Origin of the sequence: Clostridium acetobutylicum ATCC 824, from assembly GCF_000008765.1 — a bacterium.
Classification (GTDB): Bacteria; Bacillota; Clostridia; order Clostridiales; family Clostridiaceae; genus Clostridium_S; species Clostridium_S acetobutylicum.
Genome location: NC_003030.1, coordinates 2,733,341 through 2,750,935 on the forward strand (window position 1 = coordinate 2,733,341; position 17,595 = coordinate 2,750,935).

Annotated in this window: 16 protein-coding genes; 2 read left to right on the forward strand and 14 right to left on the reverse strand. The window is 30.7% G+C overall.

Annotated elements, in window-relative coordinates:
* Positions 1-200 precede the first annotated feature (200 nt).
* The 10 genes from dapF to CA_RS13470 form a co-directional block, all read right to left on the reverse strand.
* Positions 201-1,202, reverse strand: coding sequence for a diaminopimelate epimerase (gene dapF, locus CA_RS13425; RefSeq protein ID WP_010965912.1), 1,002 nt, complete (start codon positions 1,200-1,202; stop codon positions 201-203).
* A gap of 65 nt (positions 1,203-1,267) precedes the next feature.
* Positions 1,268-2,080: a hypothetical protein gene (locus tag CA_RS13430; protein ID WP_010965913.1), complete on the reverse strand. Its 813-nt coding sequence runs from the start codon at positions 2,078-2,080 to the stop codon at positions 1,268-1,270.
* Between the two features lie 62 nt (positions 2,081-2,142).
* Entirely contained in the window at positions 2,143-2,889 is a 747-nt protein-coding gene (gene ymfI, locus CA_RS13435; RefSeq protein WP_010965914.1) for an elongation factor P 5-aminopentanone reductase, read from the reverse strand.
* A gap of 10 nt (positions 2,890-2,899) precedes the next feature.
* The gene (gene trmB, locus CA_RS13440; protein WP_010965915.1) at positions 2,900-3,535 is read right to left on the reverse strand and encodes a tRNA (guanosine(46)-N7)-methyltransferase TrmB; all 636 of its coding nucleotides are present in this window, start codon (positions 3,533-3,535) and stop codon (positions 2,900-2,902) included.
* A gap of 27 nt (positions 3,536-3,562) precedes the next feature.
* Positions 3,563-4,213 carry a site-2 protease family protein gene (locus CA_RS13445; protein ID WP_010965916.1) on the reverse strand — a complete coding sequence of 217 codons (651 nt, stop codon included), beginning with the start codon at positions 4,211-4,213 and terminating at the stop codon, positions 3,563-3,565.
* A 127-nt stretch (positions 4,214-4,340) separates the two neighbouring features.
* Positions 4,341-5,432 (reverse strand): hypothetical protein, encoded by a 1,092-nt coding sequence (locus CA_RS13450; protein ID WP_010965917.1) that lies wholly within the window; start codon positions 5,430-5,432, stop codon positions 4,341-4,343.
* A gap of 15 nt (positions 5,433-5,447) precedes the next feature.
* The gene (locus CA_RS13455) at positions 5,448-6,491 is read right to left on the reverse strand and encodes a phosphodiester glycosidase family protein (protein ID WP_010965918.1); all 1,044 of its coding nucleotides are present in this window, start codon (positions 6,489-6,491) and stop codon (positions 5,448-5,450) included.
* Between the two features lie 23 nt (positions 6,492-6,514).
* Positions 6,515-7,204, reverse strand: a complete 690-nt coding sequence (locus CA_RS13460) for a L,D-transpeptidase (RefSeq protein WP_010965919.1) — start codon at positions 7,202-7,204, stop codon at positions 6,515-6,517.
* A 157-nt stretch (positions 7,205-7,361) separates the two neighbouring features.
* Positions 7,362-8,396: a hypothetical protein gene (locus CA_RS13465; RefSeq protein ID WP_010965920.1), complete on the reverse strand. Its 1,035-nt coding sequence runs from the start codon at positions 8,394-8,396 to the stop codon at positions 7,362-7,364.
* 10 nt (positions 8,397-8,406) lie between these two features.
* Entirely contained in the window at positions 8,407-9,471 is a 1,065-nt protein-coding gene (locus tag CA_RS13470; RefSeq protein WP_010965921.1) for a phosphodiester glycosidase family protein, read from the reverse strand.
* A 234-nt stretch (positions 9,472-9,705) separates the two neighbouring features.
* Here CA_RS13470 and CA_RS13475 point away from each other — a divergent pair, with 234 nt between their 5' ends.
* Positions 9,706-10,122: a Fur family transcriptional regulator gene (locus tag CA_RS13475; protein WP_010965922.1), complete on the forward strand. Its 417-nt coding sequence runs from the start codon at positions 9,706-9,708 to the stop codon at positions 10,120-10,122.
* 84 nt (positions 10,123-10,206) lie between these two features.
* Positions 10,207-11,154, forward strand: a complete 948-nt coding sequence (locus tag CA_RS13480; RefSeq protein ID WP_010965923.1) for a hypothetical protein — start codon at positions 10,207-10,209, stop codon at positions 11,152-11,154.
* Positions 11,155-11,318: 164 nt separating this feature from the next.
* Here CA_RS13480 and yihA read toward each other — a convergent pair whose 3' ends face one another.
* The 4 genes from yihA to clpX all read right to left on the reverse strand — a co-directional run bounded on the left by yihA (position 11,319) and on the right by clpX (position 17,464).
* The gene (gene yihA / locus CA_RS13485; protein WP_010965924.1) at positions 11,319-11,921 is read right to left on the reverse strand and encodes a ribosome biogenesis GTP-binding protein YihA/YsxC; all 603 of its coding nucleotides are present in this window, start codon (positions 11,919-11,921) and stop codon (positions 11,319-11,321) included.
* Positions 11,911-14,247, reverse strand: a complete 2,337-nt coding sequence (gene lon, locus CA_RS13490) for an endopeptidase La (protein WP_010965925.1) — start codon at positions 14,245-14,247, stop codon at positions 11,911-11,913. The genes yihA and lon overlap by 11 nt, the downstream gene beginning before the upstream one ends.
* 73 nt (positions 14,248-14,320) lie before the next feature.
* A complete protein-coding gene (gene lonB, locus CA_RS13495; protein WP_010965926.1) occupies positions 14,321-16,021 on the reverse strand; it encodes an ATP-dependent protease LonB in 1,701 nt (566 codons plus the stop codon).
* A 144-nt stretch (positions 16,022-16,165) separates the two neighbouring features.
* A complete protein-coding gene (gene clpX, locus CA_RS13500; protein ID WP_010965927.1) occupies positions 16,166-17,464 on the reverse strand; it encodes an ATP-dependent Clp protease ATP-binding subunit ClpX in 1,299 nt (432 codons plus the stop codon).
* Positions 17,465-17,595: the final 131 nt, after the last annotated feature.

A 17,595-nucleotide genomic window follows, 5' to 3' on the forward strand; every position in this document is an offset into this window, starting at 1 on the left:
CTCACTTCCAATACCATTATAAAGCTTTTTAAAACTCACCTTATATAATTATACCCTTTTGTAATTTTAAATGATAGCTATTTTTACCTATTATTCCATTTTTTATTCGTTACCTTTGTAAACATTTCTTGGAAATAGGAGGTAATAACCTATATTACCTCCTACATAATTCTTTACCTTCAATCGATTATTATATTAATCTACTTACAATTTTTTCTTGTATATTCGAAAAATTCATTATATGAATTAGTTTCTTTCTCAAACTTACTTTCATCTATTGTAAACTGTTCTATTTTCCTTTTATCAAGCTCCATAGTTCCTTCAAATATAAAAGTTGCATTTCCTATAAAATCAACTGAATAATTCCCATTACTATCTTTATGAACTATAGTCTTTATGGCTCCACCATCATTGTATACATTTATAGCATTATCAAACTGAACCTTTTCTCCTATGCAACTTACTATACTAGATGCCGTCATTGCTGTCCCACAGGATTTAGTTAAGCCAACTCCTCTTTCGTAAGTTTTAACATAAATATTACTACTATCTATAACTTTTACAAAGCTTACATTTACCCCTTGAGGTAAAACAGATTTTGTGCTGTTGCCCTTCTTTCCGATTTCAACTAACTTATCACTATCTATATTGTTAACTATAGCTATTAAGTGCGGATTTGTTATGCTAACCGCAGTAAAATCAAACTCATCAGATAATTCAGGTATTTTATCAAAAATTAATTTTTCTTTTTTATAGTTCAACGGAAGAGTTTTTACATCCAGGGAAACAGATTTTATATCAATTTTAACTGTTTTTACTCCTTCATATATATCTTCCTGTAATTTTACCCAATACTTGGATTTTAAAGTTTCTATCTCCACACTTTCTTTATTTAACATTTCAATAACATATCTTCCAACACATCTAAGTCCATTGCCACACATTTCAGCCTCTGAACCATCTGCATTAAATATTCTCATTTTAGCATCGCATATATCGCTCTTCTGGACAAACAAAATTCCATCTCCGCCTATAAATTTTGCTCTATTACATGCCTGAATTGCAATATCTCTTCTTGTTTCATCATCTAGATTATAATTATTATTGTACTCATCAATTAAAATAAAATCATTCCCAGTACCATGACACTTTAATATATTAATTTCCACTATAAATGCATCCTCTCTAATATTTATTTCCATATATACTTCATTTACTAACAATTATAGCATTAAATTTTTGTACTGCACAATAATCAATGACATATTTAGTCCTTATTAGCACTTACATCGGAAGTTATTTTAATTAAAATATACCCATTAGCATCGTAACCTATTTTAATTTTATGATCATATATGCTGTTTCCTTTAATATTTTTATCATAGGAATCTATATTAGCATACCCCTTCACATTCTTAGGTAATTTCAGACTTAAAGTAATACCATCCTCATCTTTTTCACTTTCTGTCTCTATACCAAATAAGCTCTGTTTCTCTTTCATAACCTCAGGCAGTGTAGTACTTTTCTTCACATCATTCACAGCCTTAACCCTATCCGTTATTTCCTTATCCAAATTTGTTTTTTCGATAGAATTATCTGCATACTGAATGTTATCTATGTTATACCTTCCAACAACATTTAGAATATTATCAGCTGACTTGTACTGTGCTGAACTAAGTATAAGCATATCTATTTTTTTTATATTGTGTGAACTTAGAACATTGAACATGTTATTCTTATCATTAACTTCTGATAAATATGCCGGTACATCTATTAGTATATTTTTATCATTATACTGTATTACTATACTTTGGCCATTCTCTAAACTATATAAATTAAGAATACCACTTTTACTTTCTTTAATAACCTTATTACTTACTATCTTACTCTTTTGAGATGCATCCTCAGAATAGTCCTTTACTGGTATTTCAATAAAGCTCACTATTATTGTAGCAATAGCCACTACCAAAAATGATAGATTTATATATCCAATTCTTTTTCTTCTTATTTTTCTTATTACACATATAATTATAACTACTAAAAACAAAAGTAGTCCCAAAATCAAAAAAAATATTGCCATAATACCACCTTCTTACAATGTTTATATTGGTATTATTGACAATATTTATTATATATATTCATTTACAGCATACCACCGTCTGCAGTTATTACTTGAGCTGTTATATAAGATGCTTCTTCACTAGCTAAAAATATAGCAATTTTCGCAATTTCTGAAGTCTTTCCAAATCTGCACATTGGTATTTCATTTTCTAAATCATTCTTCTCATCATTTGAAAAAGATCCATTCATCTCTGTATCTATAACACCTGGTGAAATTGCATTAACCCTAATTCCTGAAGGTGCCAATTCTTTTCCTAATGCCTTTGTAAATGAATTGACTGCACCTTTAGCAGCTGAATATAATACTTCACAGGAAGCTCCCACGTTTCCCCATATAGATGATATATTTATTATACTTCCTGATTTTCTTTCTAACATATACTTAACTGCTAGGCTAGTACAATTAAAAACTCCTCTAAAATCATTATCCATGATTTCATTGTAGTCATTTTCTTTCATATCTATAAAAAGTCCAATTTTAGAAATGCCCGCATTATTTACAAGTAAGTCTATTTTCCCAAACTTGCTAATTATAAATTCAAACATATTTTTCACTTCACTATATGACGTTATATCACATTTATAAACTTCTGCAATTCCACCACTATTCTTAATACTTTTTAGTGTGTCAAGCGCCCCTTTTTCATCATTCCTATAATTTATTACAACCTCTATCCCCATCTTCGCCATTTCCTCGGCAATACTTTTTCCAATTCCACGTGATGAACCTGTTATAAGCGCTACCTTACCTACTAAATCTTCAAACATAAAATCACCTTTACTTTAACTCTGCAATTAAGAATTTTATATTTATGCCTAATTTTAAAAACTTAGATTCATATTCAGTTACAATATTTTTATCGAATCCACTTTTATGTAGATCATAGGTCATAAATTTTATTTGAAAACCACACTCCTTAAAATAATCTAAAGACTCAACAAAAAGACCATCATCATCAGTTTTAAACCATATTTGACTATTGGGTTTTAAAAATTCCTTATATTTTGTTAAAAATTTAGTGTGCGTTAGTCTTCTTTTCTTATGCCTATCCTTAGGCCAAGGGTTACAAAAGTTTATATATATTCTTGCTATTTCATCCTTATCAAACACTTCATTTATAAAAGCTATTTGAAGTGGTGCTATTCTAACATTTTGTACTTCACTTTCAGTTATTTTTCTAAGTGCAATTGCTATTACCTCATCTTTTAGGTCAATTGCTACATAATTCTTTTCTGGATGCTTATTAGCTATATTGGTTACAAAATCTCCTCTTCCACATCCAAGCTCAAGATAAATCTCATTATCATTTTTAAATTCTTCTCTCCATTTGCCTTTATAATCTTTAGGGTTTACTATACACAATGGACTTGCTTCCATTTCAGGTCGCGCCCACCATTTTTTTCTAAGTCTCATCTTATCCTCCTAGTTATTATCTCGTAATTATATCAATGCCGCTATTTTCATAAAAAAATTAAACATCATGTCTACTGGTTTATCTATAATAAGATTTGCTATGGATAGTGTTCCAGAAGCTGTAGGAATGATTGGGAATATAACTGCTAAAAGTATAATAGTACCATACCTGTATACAGAATCCGGTATTGCTTTAGGAAACAAATCCCTTAACACATGAAATCCATCAAAACCAGGTATAGGAATTAAATTAAATAAAGCAAGCAAACAATTCATTCTTACAATTTCTATTATTAACCTATATATTATAGATGTAATTAATGTACTTGGTAAAAACCTTAAAAACAGACTGCATACAATAGAAAAAACAAATGCAACAATCAAGTTTGCTATAGGACCTGCTATAGAAACCTTTAAATCATCCCTTCGATAGTTCTTATAAGCTGCCGGATTTGTTTGTACGGGTTTTGCATAACCAAATCCCACTAATATAATCGCTGCAAATCCAAATGGATCTAAATGCGCCATCGGATTAAGTGTAATCCTTCCTTGAAATCTAGGCGTTTTATCTCCTAACTTATCCGCTACAATGGCATGTGCATACTCATGAAAAGTGAATCCAATAAGTACTGCTGGTATCATTATTAATCTATAAATTATCTCTTGTCTTATATCCATAAACTTCCCCCTTAATCACCTAAAAATAAAAATTGAAAGGATTTAATAATTATACCTTCCATCTTGAAACAATATTACATAAAATTTATAAGTCCTCATATAATGTGAGAACTTATAAATTTATAATTTACTTTATTGGTGTTTCAATAAGTTTGTTATTATCTACATCTCTACTTATTATTCCACCTTTTTCTGAATCTCCGTACATAGTTACATACATATTATTAAATGAAACACTTTTGTTATTCTTAATATTTATAGCCTTACCTTTAAGGTGATCCACTGCATATATATCGCCCAAATCAGATATGTATACATATTTGGGATCAGCAGGTTCCTTTAAGGTTATCTTATTCCAACTAGCTTTAAAATTTGAATCTTGGCCACTTGAACTATTATTCGCTCTATTATTTAGACTAGCAGTATATATTTCTACTATTTTATCATTCACAACATTTGCAACATATAAATTTCCCTGTCCGTCCACATATAGAAGTTTTGGATTATTTACTCCTGGAATTTCTATAGTTTGAGAATTATCAGATGTAGCCATCATTATTTTATTATCTGCTAAATCTTCTAATACAACCTTATCCTCTGCCTTAAATACATAGTAATCCCCAACCTTTGTAATTCCTAAAGGCATTTTTGTAATCCCTTCTGATATATCAAGCCTATCAATATATGACGCTCCGCTTCCAGTTTGTTCCTTTATATACATTATAGTATTTAAATCATTAGATTGAAGTTGAACAACATTAGAACTGCTCCTAGTTAAGTCATAAGTTCTTCCTTTGTTATTAAAATCCAACGCTTGCTGTTTTTCTCCAGTTAAAGGATCGCACTTATATACTTTTATACCCGAGTCAACTTTTTCAATAACTACTAATACATCCTCTGAAACACGCCACTTTGCATAAACATCTGATAGATCACAGTCAATCTGAACTTTCTTATCTACTCCATTACTCATTTGCACAACATGTAATGCATTGTTTGATATATAAGATACATATTTTCCTGTAGATGACACTTGGATTTTATCAGCATCCTGTGGAATCGAAATTGAAAGAACCTTTTTCTTTTCCTCTGTCTTAATTATCCTATACGTTACTTTTGTAATATTTTTAAACATATAAGCATTCATGTAATAAAGCAATCCACTTTGAATAATTATAGAAATTAGTACACATATAATTACGTTTCTTAATTTTTTCATCCTACAGTCCTCCCACTATTTCGGCTCAACATAAATTATGTCAGGTACCGCTCTTTCACCCGTTGCATTGGAAGGATTGTTTATTATCTCGCCATTGTAGTACATAGCTGTCGAGCCTCCACCATCAAGACATGCAGCATTTACCGCACCTAGCTTATGCATCAAAACCTGAACATCGCCAACTGTTGCTCCTAATTTGACACCTTGTCGTCCATCTATAACCATAAATATTATACTTTTATCTGCTCTTTGACCTATTGCTGTTCTTGGATTTGTTCCCGAAACACTATTCGCCTGTATAGTATTCTTACCATTCTTAATAAGATATGGCTCTGTTATAACAGCTTCTCTGATACCACTTTTAATCAATTGATCAGGTGAATATGTTCCTCCAACCTGCAAATTGCCATCTTTATCTATAGTTAAGGCACGATTTTCTTCCTCTGAAGTAATTTCACTCCAATTACTATTATCTTGAGGATAGACTATTTGCCCATTAGACATAATAAAACCAGTTGGAATAGCACCAACTCCACCACTTTGTTTATTAGGGGAGGTATCCTTAAAATATCCACCATTTATGGCTGCTACGGCTTTATATCTCTTTGCCATTTCGCGAGTCGTTTCTCCTACATATCCTATCTGTGCTGCATAACCTATTTTAACTCTATTTGGATCTTTGATTATAAGAACATTAGCAGTAAACTTTCCATCACCATCAACCTGCATTCGTGTTATATCACTATCTGTATTAATTTTTATAACGTCATTCTTAGATTGCTTCGTTGTCGCTTCACTCTTACTGGATTCCTGTAATATACTCTGGATCTTAGCATCACTAAAAAACCACTTAGCCATATATTTGTGTGCACCTGTTCCCATTAATGTACTTATTATAGTATTTCTAACATTTGTAAACGGACCATATAATGAATATGGAACAACAGTAACACCTGTAAATATAATTTCAAAAGCTAAAAAAAGAATTATGGTCTTAACTATGCTTTTCTTTTTCTTATATCTAGTTCTTTTATCGGCCTTACGACTTTTTTTACTCATTGATATCCCTTTCCCACATCATTTTATTTTATATTCACCAAAGTTCCCCTTGGTATATTGTCATATATCCATTTTGCATTATCTATTGGAAGCCTTATACATCCATGAGACGCCTTATTCCCAAGTTTATTTACTTCATTTGGCTCTATATTCTTATTCTTATCAAAAGGCACACTATGAAATAAATAATTTCCCATAAATTGTACCCAATAGTATGCACCTTCATTATATTTTTGACTATAAAAAGAATATCCTCTTTCCTTTATGGTATACTCACCTTTAGGTGTATCGTATCCATTCATACCAGAAGAACAAACAAAAGAATTAACTAATCTACTTTTAGCATCATATATATTAACTCTTTGCTTTTCTAAATCCACATCTATTCTAAGTGGTTTTTCTGCTTGATTTAAAGCTATAAATGCAGTATTGCTTGAAGCGTCATTTTGATTACTAGGTTGTGTCACTGTAGTACTCTTAGCAGGTACTGCCTCTTTCTTTTTCTGCTTTTTTACGTGCTTTTTAGCAATTACTCTTTTAGACTCACCCAAAGTCGTATACTTATGTATTTCATTATAAGCTAAAACCCCAATTAAACATAATAATACTAAACTTGATATTATAAATATAACTTTCTTCTTTCTCTTCCTTGCCTTACGAATATCCAAATCCCTGTTTTTTATATCTTCTTCATTATAATTATCATAAATCAAAAGTACCAACTCTCCTCATGATATATATCTCCAATATTTGTATATATATTACGATGCATATTATTCTACTATTCAACATATTATACAATATATATTATCTTTAAAATCTTACTAAGTCAACATCATGGCTGTTTATTTACAATTTATACATACAACCTTAATCTATCTTTTGTAGAACTAATTTACCACCACTTACAGAAGCTATTCTATTATTAAATAGACCTTCAAACGTACCTTTATACTGATATTTTGTATTGTTCTTTAAATTTATCAATCTCGAAGACGCTAAATCTTTAAAATATATATTCCCACCTGATGAAATAAATATATTATCTGAATCATAACTACCATCTAAATTAACTGTTTTAAACTTTGTTGCTGCCGCCGCAACTTCCCCATAATATATTTTATTTATTTTACCACTTCTAGCAGAAACATAAACATTATTGTTTTCATCAACACCTAAAAACTTTAAACTAGCATTTCCATCTACAACTATATTATTTTTAATTTTGGTAGACCTTACCGTGCCATTTATTGAATCCTCATATATAAGATTATCTTCTCTTGATGTTACATTGAATCTTCCTATTTGATTATTTAGTGTTCTAATTTGAGTTAGCTCTTCATCTACATCTAATCTATATACTCTTGAACCTGCACCTGCGTATGACACTTTTATATACATTACTCCTGTAGAAACTGACATTCTCATATTAACTTCAGTACCTCGTCTTGAAGCTGATATTACATTTGATTTACCATTTATATAGTCTTTTACTTCTTCCTTATATTTTTTTTCAGCATTATAGGAATAGAACCTTAGCTGCCCAGAAACATTCTCTGCTATTATCATTCTATTAGTATCCGGAACCCATCTATATGCTAGACATTGTACGCCATTTACAAAATTCAAGTTCAGCTGCTTTCCTGTATTAGTATCGAAAACCTTAACGATGCTGTTTTCCATATATGCTGTATAACTTCCATCATCTGATATAGTTATATCACTTGCTGAAGATGGCACTGCAACATTAGGTTTTATTTCTTTCTCTGTGTCGAAGTTACCCATATTAGATATCTTTATATTATTCTCTTCTCCAAAATAAAATCTATCAAGATAAAAATATACTGATAATTGGACAACTAAGGATATAGAAGCCCATACAATAATTTTTTTTGATGCTCTCATTTTTTCACCCCTAGTGTTTTACAATTATTGTTGTTGCCACAGTTCTCTCTCCAAATTTATCACAAGGATTGTTAATAACATGTCCATTGTAATACATTGTAGTAGATGCTCCACCGTCTAGGTTTACAGCATTATATGCATTTTCTTGCTCCATTATTTTTTGTATATCCTTTATTGTTGCTCCCATTTGAAGTCCTTGTCTTCCGTCCACAGTTAAAAGCAAAATCGCTCCATCTTTTCTTTGACCTATGGCTGTTCTTGGTTGTGCTCCCTGGCTGTCTATTGAATTTCCGAAAGAATCTCTAGTCTGATCAACACCATTAACTATAAGTGTTGGTCCAAAATTTATAGCTTCAACCACATTTTCATTTAAAAGCTCACGAATACTATGATCTCCTACCACTAAAACACCACTTTTAGTAATTGCAGCTGTTCCTTTTTGAATAGAAAGCTGATCTGGATTTTTAGGATAAACCACTTTTCCATCACTTATAATTATTCCAGTCGGTAAAGCTCCTGTACCTGTCCATACAACTTTAGAGCCAGAACTATTTTCTTGGAATCCACCACCATTTACTGCTGCAAGTGCATTATTATGTTTAGCTATTTCACTTGTGGTTTCTCCTTCTACCCCAAGTTTTGAAGTGTAACCTATCTTAACTTTAGTAGGGTCATGTATTACAAGCATAAGCCCACTGAATTTATTTCCTTGTATTTTTTTGCATTCTATTTGTTCATTATGATTAGCTGTATTTATATCATTTAAGTTTTGATTTTGTGCTCCACTTGAGGTCCCACCACCAACGCCTCTAATTTTTGCAATCTGTGCATCTGAAAGAAATAATGTTGCTAAATATTGGTGTGTAAATGATGACATAGCTGTACCTACTATTATCTTCTTTAAGTTATTAAACGGACCATAATATACTATCCAGGGTGCAGTGCCTATGCCAAATAAGAATTGAAACATTAGGAAATATATAAAAAGTTTAATTTTTGATGTTTTTTTACGTTTTAAATTCTTCCTATGTTTTTTCCCTCTTGAGTTTTTAATATTTCTATTATTGGAATACATATATTTCTCCTTTCCCTATGTTAATTGAGAAATAATTATTGATTTAATGATACAAGCTTCCTAATTCTAAGCATAGCTTATATTATACAACATTTTTTAAAATTTTCACAGTAAATTTTGTAAAGTTTTATTAAAACCATTTTCTTTTAAATTTATTTTTTGACAACCGATAATTTTTATTATATAATATACATAATTAAACAATACACGTTTTCGAAAGCAAGGGTGGTGAACATGAACGATATATCTACAATTTTCAAAGAAAAAAAATTAAAATTAACACCTCAAAGAATAGCTGTTTATAAATATTTGAAATCAACACACGAGCATCCATCTGCTGAAACAATTTATAAGGCAATTCAATCAGATTATCCGACTATGAGTTTAGCAACAGTATATAAAGCATTAAAGACTTTAGCTGAAGTACACCTAATCCAAGAATTAAATGTAGGTGAAGGTAATTTTAGATACGATGCTAATTCATCATCTCATCCACACATACAGTGTTTATCCTGTGGTAAAGTGGATGACATTATGGGGATAACCTTTGATAACTTAAACAAAGATGTTTCTTCTCATACAGATTACGATGTCATATCAAATAAACTTTACTTTTATGGGATATGTAAAGACTGTAAGGATAAAGCTTAATTATATCAAATATTGCTAGTTGTAATAATTTTAAACATTCCGCATATATAATAAACATAACAATATGTGCGGGGTGTTTTTTATATGAAATTTAAAATTTTTTTTCTTAGACTAAAACATATATATTATATAATTTTAGCAATAGTTTTCATAGTTCTTTTTACAATTTTTTTAGTTTCGAGAAAATCCATAGAAACGTTCAACATTTTTACAGAAAATAAAATTATAAAAAAATATGATGTTACCGGAGACGGATTGAAAGATAATATTTACATAAAAATAAACAATAATAAATATTCTATAGCTGTAAAATCTAAAGATAAAATCTATACTTTGCAGCCAAGTCACAAACTCAATAGTTTAGGAACATATAAAAGTTATTCGCCTTTGAAACTAATCTTAACAGATGTCTCAAGAGATAATATAAGCGAACTCTTCACTCAAAGTTCAGAAAACAATACTAACTTGCAGCACCTATTCATATGGGACAAAACAAAATTTAAGGACATACTTCACACCACTAATAACATAATAGGATTTATCGACGTTCACAACAATAAAACACCTAAAATAATATCTTCAAATTTTAATAACAACGATTTAGTATTTTCAAACTATATACTTGTTAAGGATAAACTTAAACCTTATTACTGTAATTATCCATCAAACTTTATTGGTAAAGATACAATATCAACCTTTATAAATTATATACAAAGTCTTCCATACAGTAGCAATACAAAACCAAATGATTTATTTCATGAATCCGGAAAAATCTCCTGTTTTAATATAATTGATAAATTAGCTAGTGCAAATAGAAAATATGTTTTTCAAGATGGCTCTTTCTCTGATAGTGATTATGATAAAAATGGTGAAATATCTGATGTAAAATGGATTTTAAACTTCAAATCGACCTCTAATTTAGTAAAAGAAGATTGCAAAAATATGTCTGTTAAGCTGTTCTTAAAAAGCATAGGCGATTCAAAATCTCAATTCTATTTTAAAATATACTCAATAAATGTAATTTCTAATTAAAATTAAAAAATGGGACCGCAGTTTGGCGATCCCAAGGGGGATGGGGGGTTTAGCATAAAACAAAAGCCTAAGCCCTTATCTTATACTAAATGGAGAATTATTTCTCCACTTACATTTTATATAATACCCAATTTCCTTTATTATATTCATTTGCTTATAATTTATCACAAAGAATTTTCACTGTAGTTAATTCCTGAACAAATGTTATTTATTAATTCATCTCTTCCTTGTTTTGTAGCAGATGAGAAGAAATAAAACTCGTCACTATCATTAAACTTCAGAGTTTCTTTTATTAATTTTTCATTTTTAACTTTTTCACTTCTTTTGATCTTATCACTCTTAGTAGCTATTACTATACATTTGTAATCATAATACTTAATCCAATTATACATAGTAATATCATCTTTTGTTGGCTTGTGTCTTGAATCTACAAGGAGTATTACCTTCTTTAATTGTTCTCTTCCGACCAAATAACCTTCTATAGTTTGAGACCACTTTTCAAGTTCCTTTTTAGAAACCTTGGCATATCCATACCCTGGCAAATCAACAAAATAAAAATCATTATTAATCATGAAAAAATTAACAAGTCTTGTTTTTCCTGGTGTTCCACTAACCTTAACAAGTTTTCTTCTATTTGTAATTGCATTTATTAAAGATGATTTTCCTACATTTGATCTTCCAACAAAAGCTATTTCATCTTTTCCATCTATAGGAAACTGCTTTTTCCATGCTGCCGAAATTATAAATTCAGCTTGTTTAATTATCATTATTAATACCACCAATCAATGCATTTTCTAATACCGTATCTACTTCTTCTGCAAGTATAAATTTAATTTTTCCCCTAATCGCCTTAGGAACCTTGTTTATATCTTTTTCATTTTGTTTAGGTATTATAATAGTATCCACTCCAGCTCTATATGCCGCTAGTGTCTTCTCTTTAAGTCCACCTATAGCTAGCACTCTTCCTGTAAGTGTTATTTCTCCTGTCATAGCCACATTGTGTTTTACCTTTTTATCGCTTAATGCTGAGACCATTGCTGTTATCATAGTCACACCTGCTGAAGGTCCATCTTTAGGAACTGCACCTTCTGGAACATGTACATGAATATCCTTATTCTTATAAAATTCTTTGTCTATTCCATACTTCACTGAATTAGCTCTAACATAACTGTAACCAGCCTGTGCTGATTCCTTCATAACATCTCCAAGTTGCCCTGTAAGTTGAAGCTTTCCATTTCCCGGCATTATAACTGCTTCAACAGGAAGAGTATCTCCACCATAAGCCGTCCATGCCATTCCTGTTACAACTCCAATTTTATCTTCCTTATCTATCTTATCAGCTGAAAAAACATCTTCGCCTAAGTACTTTTTAACAGTTCTTGAATTTACGCTAATACTACTCTTATCCTTTTCTACTATTTCAGTTATAATTTTTCTTATAATAGCAGCTATTTTCCTTTCAAGACTTCTTACTCCTGATTCTCTTGTATAGTTTTCTATAATATAATATATAGAAGAATCCATAAAAGTTATTTTTTTATCCTCAGGCATATTATGTTCTTCTAACTGCTTAGGTATTAAATGTTCTTTTGCAATATGGAATTTCTCCTCATAGGTATATCCTGAAACCTCAATAATCTCCATTCTATCCATAAGAGGTCTCGGTATAGTCTCAAGCGTATTTGCTGTAGTAACAAACATAACGTCAGATAAATCGAAATCCAACTCTAAGTAGTTATCCCTAAACTTATTATTTTCAGAAGTATCAAGTACCTCTAAAAGAGCATCTGCTGATTCCCCTTTATAGCTTGAGCTCATCTTGTCTATTTCATCCAATAGCATAAGTGGGTTGTTTGACTTCGCCTGCTTCATTCCATAAATTATTCTTCCAGGAATAGCTCCAACATATGTTCTTCTGTGACCTCTTATCTCAGCCTCATCATTTACTCCACCAAGAGATATTCGTACAAAATTTCTATTAACAGCATTTGCTATTGATTTTGCTATCGAAGTTTTTCCCACTCCTGGAGGCCCAACCAAACACAGTATAGGTCCTTTTAAACTTTTGCTCATTTTCTTTACTGCGAGGTATTCTATTATTCTATCTTTAACATCTGAAAGTCCATAGTGTTCTTTATTTAATATTTCTCTTGCTCTTTTTATATCAAGATTATCCTTTGTTTTATCTTTCCACGGCAATGAAAGAATCCAATCTAGGTAGGTTTTTATTCCCGCGCCCTCAGGTGAATATGCCCCCGCATTTTCTAATTTTTTAAGTTCATGCAAAGCTTTTTCCTTGGCTTCCTTAGTTAACTTTCCTTTTTTAATTTTTTGTGTATACTCTTTTATTTCTGCTTTTTCTTCATCATCATCACCAAGTTGATCCTGCATAACCTTTATTTGCTCTCTTAAGTAGTATTCCCTCTGTGACTTATCTATTTTTTCTTTAACCTTAACCCCTATATTTCTTTCAAGTTCCAATATCTGCAATTCATCTTTAATTACTGTTAAAACGTTTTCCAACCTTTCCTTTTCATCAATGGAATTAAGTACTGATTGTTTTTGTTCTTGTTTTATAATAAGATATGAACTAACTATATCTGCAAATTTGCCTGGCTCTTTTATATCCTTTAAAAAATCAACTGCATCTTTGGTAACTGCTCCTGAAAGTTTTACATATTTTCCAAATTCCTTAGTTATAATTCTCATCAAAGCCTTAATTTCGTACTCTTCGTAATTATCTTCATCTTTAAATTCAGTAATTTCTGCTTCTATAAATGGCTCCTGTTTTAAATACTTATCAATCTTTCCACGACTAATTCCTTCCACCAATACTCTTACAGCATCACCTGGAAGTCTAAGTATTTGTTTTATACTACAAATTGTTCCTACTGAATTTATATCATCTTCATTTGGTTCCTCTATCTTTGCATCCTTTTGTGTTGATAAAAATATTTGTTGATCATTCATCATAGCCTTTTCCAAAGCCTCAATAGATTTATCCCTACCAACATCAAAATGCACCACCATATAAGGAAATACTATAAGGCCTCTTAGAGGAATTAAAGGAAGAACTTTATTCTCTTGATTCATATTTCTCCCCTGCCTTTCAATAAAGTATAGCTAGTCTAATATATTATACTATAAAATAACATTTTTTCAACTTTTAAAAGTTATATTCATTCATATTTATACCATCTGCAGTTAATACACTTTTTGTATTTTTTTTATTTAATTCAATACTTTTATCGTTACATTCCTTTTTTACTAAAACATAACTTAATATTTCTTTAATATTTTTCACACCTATTACTTTTATATTAGAGTAACTATCAAAAGATTTATTCCAATTATCATATGGTATTATAACCAATTCAGCACCAGCCTTTGCTGCCGCTGTAACCTTAGAACTTACTCCACCAACTGGTTTTACAATTCCATTTAAGGTTATTTCACCAGTCATAGCAACCTTACTTTTAATAGGTAATTTTTTCAGTGCACTAAATATAGCACATGCAATACTTACACCGGCAGATGGACCATCCACGGCATATCCTCCTTGAAAATCTATATGAATATCATAATTTTTAATGTTAATATTAAACACATTTTCTATCATTGATATTGCATTTTCTGCTGATGCCATTATACTACTTTTCTTTTTTACTTTTTTATTGTACCCACTTATTTCCTCTTCTTCTATTATCCCTGTTATTTTTATTTGACCAACGGAGTTTTCTACTCTCACTGCTGTAGCTTCAACATCCATAACAATTCCATTGTCTATCCCAAAAACCCCCAAACCATTAACGCACCCAATCCTTGAAACACTGCTCAACTTTTTGTATGACCTTAAAGAATATCTACCATTTTCAGCAATCCACAAAATATCCTCTGCTTCTATTCTTCCTCTATTTTCGTTTATTACAATGCCACAAGCTAACTGTATTAAATTGATTACATCCCTTCCATTTGATGAATACATAGCTATAAGCTCTAATGCTTTTGAATCTATATTTACATTTATTTTCTCAACAGCATTTTTAGCTATAATTTTTATCTCCTCAGCATCAAGTGCCCTAAAGAATATCTCTATACATCTTGACCTTATAGCTGGATTAATTTCCTCAGGATTTTTTGTCGTTGCCCCTATCAGCCTAAAATCTGCTGGAAACCCTTCTTCAAAAACCTCTCTTATGTACTCAGGCATATTTTCACTTGATGAATTGTAGTATGCACTATCAAAAAAAACCTTTCTATCCTCCATAACCTTTAAAAGTTTATTCATTTCTATTGGATTAAGTTCTCCTATTTCATCTATAAATAGTACTCCTCCATGAGCTCTCGAGACTGCCCCCATTTTAGGTTGAGGTATTCCCGCATTTCCAAATTTCCCTGCGCCTTGATATATAGGATCATGCACAGAACCTATCAATGGGTCCGCTATTCCTCTTTCATCAAACCTCAAAGTAGTTGCATCTATTTCAACAAATTTTGCCTTATCATTAAATGGTGAAAAGGCACATGTTTTTGCATACTCAAGCGCAAGTCTTGCTGCCGCAGTTTTGCCTACACCAGGAGGGCCATAAATAATTACATGTTGTGGGTTAGGTCCACATATAGATGCCTTTAAAGTTTTTATACCATTTTTTTGACCGATTATCTCATCAAAGCTTTTAGGTCTACTTTCCTCACATAAGGGAATAGATAGTCTAATCTTTCTCATATCATTAAGTTTCTCTAATTCTTTTTTATTTTCTTTGTCAATACTAATCCTACCAAACTGTTGATTTTTTAATGCATAGAAAAAATATATTCCTATAATAATATTAAAAATCATCTCAACTATAATAATAACATTATACATAAACAACCTCCCTTAGGTATAAGCTAGTAGATATACTAACAGTTATTTCATATAATAATATTATGTGATATTTGAATTTTAATATACAAAAAATCGAATGGAATAAATCCATTCGATTTTACTCAATTAAAAGTTGCATCTTATCTATGCACTTTCTATATCTTTTTTAGTTTTTGATTTTTCTTTTTTCTTAGGAGCTTCTATAGCTTTTGCTCCTTCTTCTAAAACTAATTCAGGTTGTTTTGTATTTATAGTATTTTCTGTAACTATAACCTTTTTAACATCTTCTCTAGATGGTATATCAAACATTATATCTTTCATTATATCTTCAACTATAGCTCTAAGACCTCTTGCTCCTGTACTTCTTGATATTGCCTCAGAAGCAATTGCTTTAAGCGCACCATCTTTAAATTCAAGTTCTACATTATCCATTTGAAGTAATTTTTCATACTGCTTTACAAGAGCATTTTTAGGTTCTGATAACACCTTAACAAGTGCACCTTGATCAAGTGAATTAAGCGTTACTATTATAGGAAGTCTTCCTATAAATTCAGGTATTAGACCAAACTTCAATAGGTCACCTGGCATTATCTTCTTAAGAATTGCCCCTATATCCTTTTGTTGTTTAGACTGAATAGAAGCACCAAATCCAATTGTACTTACTCTTGTTCTATTTTCAATTATCTTGTCTACTCCATCAAACGCTCCACCACAAATAAATAATATATTAGTTGTATTTATTTGTATAAATTCTTGATGTGGATGTTTTCTTCCACCCTGAGGCGGAACTGATGCAACCGTACCTTCAAGTATCTTAAGAAGAGCTTGTTGAACACCCTCTCCTGACACATCTCTTGTTATTGAAGGATTCTCTGATTTTCTTGCAATCTTATCAATTTCATCAATATATATTATTCCTTTTTCTGCTCTCTCAACGTCGTAATCGGCATTTTGTATAAGCTTCAAAAGTATATTTTCAACATCTTCACCAACATATCCTGCTTCTGTTAATGTAGTAGCATCTGCTATTGCAAAAGGAACATTTAAAAATTTAGCTAACGTTTGTGCAAGAAATGTCTTACCACAACCTGTAGGTCCAAGTAAAAGTATATTACTTTTTTGAAGTTCTATATCATCATTATTTGATAAATTTGAGTTAATCCTCTTATAATGATTATACACAGCAACTGATAATGATTTTTTTGCATCTTCTTGACCTACAACATATTGATCTAAATAATCCTTAATTTCACTAGGTTTAGGTAAACTACCAACATTTATCTGAGGAGTTTCTTCAAATTCGTCTGCAATTATTTCAGAACATAATTCTATGCACTCATCACAAATATACACACCAGGACCTGCAATTAATCTCTTTACTTGATCTTGACTTTTTCCACAAAACGAACAACGTAACTGCTTTTTATTATCGTATTTTGCCATTTGAACACCTCACTTAAAAGGTTATTTTAACATGCACTTGGTACATGAATTTTCCATATCTGGATTTAATATTTTACAATCTTTCATAGAGTTATTTATCATTAATCAATAAAGCTCTATGTACCTTACAC